The sequence below is a fragment of the Ilumatobacter sp. genome (assembly GCF_049588435.1).
In the GTDB taxonomy this organism is placed as follows: Bacteria; Actinomycetota; Acidimicrobiia; order Acidimicrobiales; family Ilumatobacteraceae; genus Ilumatobacter_A.
In genome coordinates, this window is the sequence record NZ_JBAVYV010000428.1 from 1 (window position 1) to 3970 (window position 3970).

The following is a 3970-nucleotide window of genomic DNA, read 5'->3' on the forward strand; positions in this document are numbered from 1 at the left end:
CCTCCGCGGACTCGACGACCGGGCCTGCGCCGAGACCGCAGCGTCCGTCGCGGCCTGCGCCGCCGCGATCCCGACCGCCCGTTGACACCACGCCCGACAACTGGTGCCAGGCACGGGTTGACGCTGACCCGCGCCATCCCGTCCATCGGGTGCCAGACACCCGACGGCATGGTGGCTACCGTCGGTCCATGGACTACCAACGCCTCGGTTCCACCGGACTCCAGGTGTCGGAGCTCTGTTTCGGCCGCATGAGCTTCGGCTCGTCGGACTGGCGACCGTGGGTGCTCGACCCCGCCGATGCGGAACCGTTCTTCACGCGCGCCCTCGACGCCGGGATCAACAAGCCGGTCGTCACCGCGCCGATCATCGGGGTGACCAAGATGGCGCAGCTCGACGATGCGATCACCTCGCTGGAGATCGAACTGAGCGACGACGACATCGCCGAGATGGAGGCGCCCTACGTTCCGCGCCGAGCCGGTGAGCTCGGTCGACCGTCGCTCCGGGCGTGACCGGACTCAGCCGTCCGCGTTGATCGAGTTGGCGGCCGCCGAGATCGAGCGTTCGGTTTCGGGGCCGACGAGGCCGTCGACGACGAGGCCGTATTCCGACTGGAACGAGAGCACGGCGCTGTTCGTCGCTCCGTCGAACACCCCGGTGTCCGAGCCCGTCGGCAGGTAGCCGAGCACGATGAGTTTGAGTTGCATCACGCCGACCTCGGGTCCTTCGTCGCCCTGTCGGAGGAGCTTGACCGTGCGTTCGGCCGTGGTCACCGGAGCCGCCGAGGTCGACGGAGCAACCGTGGTCGTGGTCGATGTGGTGGGTGCGGTCGTCGTCGGTCGGAGCGTGGTCGTCGTCGCGCCGGTCGTCGGAGGGGTGGAGTCCTCCGCGGTCGAGATCGCGCTCGAGATCGCGGTGTCGGTCGCCGACGGACCGCCGGGCACCTCGACCGCGTCGGATCCGGACGCGCACGACGAGACGACGGCGCCGATCGACACGAGCGATGCGAGCGCGAGGGCGAATGTTGGACGGGTGTTCATCGGGCTGCTCGGTACAGCGTGGCACACGACGGGTGACAGGTCGCTGCACTGTCGACGGAGCACCACCGAGCGCGGTACGTTCGTCGGTGACGATCCATCCGCCGCACCCGGTTCGATCTTGACGCGCGACGGTCAGCGCGCGAAGATCGAACACATGTTCCGTCAAGCATCCCTGTTCGGGTTGGATGAGCCGTGCTTCGATCCATCGTTCTCCTCGGCGTCGCGCAGCGCGCTGTCCCGTTCGTCGTGGGTCGAGTACGTGCCCGGGTGGTTCGACGGCGCCGATTCGTTGTTCGACGACCTGATGGACCGTCTCGAGTTCACGCAACGTACCGGGGTGCCCATGTACGACCGGCTGGTCACCGAGCCGCGTCTGACCGCCTGGTGGAACGAAGCCGATTCGACCGAGGCCCCGCTTCCGGTCCTGTCCGATGCGCGCTGGGCGCTTGCCGACCGCTACGACCGGCACTTCGACTCGATCGGATTCAACCTCTACCGGGACCAGCACGATTCGGTCGCGTGGCACGCCGACCGGCATCGACACCGCGTCAGCGAACCGGTCGTCGCGATCCTCAGCGTCGGTGCGAGCCGACCGTTCCACATGCGCCGCAACCGTGACCCCGAACACGGCGAGGCCGGGGGAGCATCGCTCGCGTGGGGGCTCGGGCACGGTGACCTGCTCGTGATGGGAGGTGCCTGTCAGCACGAATGGCAGCACTGTATTCCGAAGCGTCGACGGCCGGCCGGGCCGCGCCTGTCGATCACATTCCGCCACGACGCGCGGTGAGTGGCCTACAGTGCCGCCGTGCTCGAACCCATCGATGACCTCCCCGCCGGCTGTTTCGGATTGCATGCCGTCGGGACGTTCACCGTCGACGATTTCACGACGTACATCGAGCCGGAGGTCGACGCCGTGGTCGAGCGGCACGAGAAACTCCGACTCGTCCTGCACCTCGGGGACCGGTTCGAGGGATTCGGCGACGGCGCGTGGGGCGATCTCACCGATGGGCTGCGCCACATCCACTTCCACCGTGGAGCCGTGGTGACCGATGACGGACACCTGTCGGCGGGGATCAACGTGTTGAAATGGACGTTGCACGGACACGTCCGCACGTTCCATGACCGCGAGCTCGACACAGCCATCCACTGGGTGTCGACGTAGCCGGCACCGGCGATTCCCGCCGGACGCCGATCAGGTCGCGAAGACCTGGCTGTCGTCGGTGAACGACTTGAACTCCAGCGCGTTGCCGGACGGGTCGAGGAAGAACATCGTCGACTGTTCACCGGCCTCGCCGGCGAAGCGGGTGTGGGGAGCGATCACGAAGTCGATGCCCGCGTCGGTGACTCGCTCCGCGAGCTCTCGCCATTCGTCGCCGCCGAGGAGAACGCCGAAGTGCGGCACCGGGACATCGTCGCCGTCGACCGGGTTGGTGAGCTGGATCCGCTCCGACGCCGCGTGGTCGAGGTGGGCGACGAGTTGGTGCCCGAACAGGTCGAAATCGACCCACGACGGTGCCGAGCGACCCTCGGGACATCCGAGCACGCCACCGTAGAACGCGCGAGCGGCGGCGAGATCGTGCACGGGGAATGCGAGGTGGAAACGTGGATGACCCGACATGGTCTCAGTCTCGCAGGCGTCTCGCTAGAGCGGCAGGGCGTAGGTGCCCTGTGCAACCGAGGTCGGCTTGTGCTCGCGTTCGTCGCACCAGACGTGGACGGTGCCCACGACATTGCGACGCCCGGCCGACTCCACCGACGCGCGCGCCCAGAGCACCGAGCCCTGTGCCGGTCGGAGATAGCGGATCGAGAGTTCGGACGTCATCGCCATCGGCTCGATGCGACCCGTGGCTGCGAAGACCATGTACCACAGCGCTGCGTCGGCCAGCCCGAACTGGGTCGGACCGGAGATGAAACCGCCGGGGCGCAACATCGAGTCGTCGACATCCCGGCTGGCGAGAGCGAAGCCCGGACCGATCTCGGCGCACGTGTTCCCCGTGCCCGGGAAGAGCTCCTCGATCATCGCGTTCACCTGCTCGGCGGACGGCAGAACAAGCTCGGGATGGTCGCTGGTGTCTGGCACCGCCCGCACGGTAGCGGGCCGACCGCCCTGCGAGAACAAGCCCGGCGAGTGCGCCAGGTGTCCCGGGGCACGCTGCGCGGGGCGCGTGTGCCAAGTTGGCGGGATGACGATGGAACGTGTGGTCGTGGTCGGAGCGTCGCTGGCGGGGCTGCGTGCCGCCGAAACCCTCCAGACCGAGGGGTTCGAGGGTGATGTGGTGGTGGTCGGTGCCGAGACGCACCGCCCGTACGACCGACCGCCGCTGTCGAAGAAGCTGCTGGCGGGGGAGTGGGAGCCCGACCGGATCCAGTTGCGGCAGCCGGACTCGTTCGACGAACTCGACGTCGAATGGCGCCTGGGCGTTGCCGCCACCGGGCTCGATCCGGACTCCGGAATCCTGCACCTCGCCGATGGCAGCGACGTGGAGTTCGACGGGTGCATCATCGCCACGGGTGCGGCGTGTCGACGGCTGCCCGACCAGGATCGGCACCCGCACGTCCACGAACTGCGCACACTCGACGATTCGCTGCGACTGCGCCACGAACTCGCCCAGGGCGATCATCACGTCGTGGTGATCGGTGCCGGGTTCATCGGCCTCGAGGTCGCGGCGACCGCCAAACAGCTCGGGAACCGGGTGACCGTGCTCGAGGGCGCGCCCGCCCCGCTCATCCGCGGACTCGGGGCGGAGATGGGTGAAGCGATCGGCTCGATGCACATCGAACGCGGTGTCGACGTGCGCTGTGGGGTGCAGGTCGAGCGTCTCGACGAAGCGGGGGTGCTGCTGGCCGACGGCGAGTTGATCGAGTCCGACGTCGTCGTCGTCGGGATCGGTGTCGTTCCGGTCACCGACTGGCTCGTTGACAGCGGGCTCGAG

7 protein-coding genes are annotated in these 3970 nt (G+C 68.2%); 4 read left to right on the plus strand and 3 right to left on the minus strand.

Annotated features, from left to right (window positions below; genetic code table 11):
* Positions 1 to 188: 188 nt before the first annotated feature.
* Positions 189 to 509, plus strand: a complete 321-nt coding sequence (locus tag WBV89_RS16260; RefSeq protein WP_423982394.1) for a hypothetical protein — start codon at positions 189 to 191, stop codon at positions 507 to 509.
* Between the two features lie 6 nt (positions 510 to 515).
* On the opposite strand, the gene WBV89_RS16265 is transcribed toward WBV89_RS16260, so the two are convergent.
* Positions 516 to 770 carry a peptidoglycan-binding domain-containing protein gene (locus tag WBV89_RS16265; protein WP_423982395.1) on the minus strand — a complete coding sequence of 85 codons (255 nt, stop codon included), beginning with the start codon at positions 768 to 770 and terminating at the stop codon, positions 516 to 518.
* On the opposite strand from WBV89_RS16265, the gene WBV89_RS16270 reads away from it, so the two are divergent.
* The gene (locus WBV89_RS16270) at positions 751 to 1824 is read left to right on the plus strand and encodes an alpha-ketoglutarate-dependent dioxygenase AlkB (RefSeq protein ID WP_423982396.1); all 1074 of its coding nucleotides are present in this window, start codon (positions 751 to 753) and stop codon (positions 1822 to 1824) included. The genes WBV89_RS16265 and WBV89_RS16270 overlap by 20 nt on opposite strands.
* 18 nt (positions 1825 to 1842) lie before the next feature.
* Positions 1843 to 2199, plus strand: coding sequence for an STAS/SEC14 domain-containing protein (locus tag WBV89_RS16275; RefSeq protein ID WP_423982397.1), 357 nt, complete (start codon positions 1843 to 1845; stop codon positions 2197 to 2199).
* A 30-nt stretch (positions 2200 to 2229) separates the two neighbouring features.
* On the opposite strand, the gene WBV89_RS16280 is transcribed toward WBV89_RS16275, so the two are convergent.
* Complete coding sequence (locus WBV89_RS16280) at positions 2230 to 2655, minus strand: VOC family protein (protein ID WP_423982398.1); 426 nt, start codon at positions 2653 to 2655, stop codon at positions 2230 to 2232.
* Positions 2656 to 2679: 24 nt separating this feature from the next.
* Positions 2680 to 3117: a PaaI family thioesterase gene (locus WBV89_RS16285; protein WP_423982399.1), complete on the minus strand. Its 438-nt coding sequence runs from the start codon at positions 3115 to 3117 to the stop codon at positions 2680 to 2682.
* A 103-nt stretch (positions 3118 to 3220) separates the two neighbouring features.
* Between WBV89_RS16285 and WBV89_RS16290 the strand changes: the two genes are divergently transcribed.
* On the plus strand, positions 3221 to 3970 hold a 750-nt coding region (locus WBV89_RS16290; RefSeq protein ID WP_423982400.1), incomplete at its 3' end, for an NAD(P)/FAD-dependent oxidoreductase.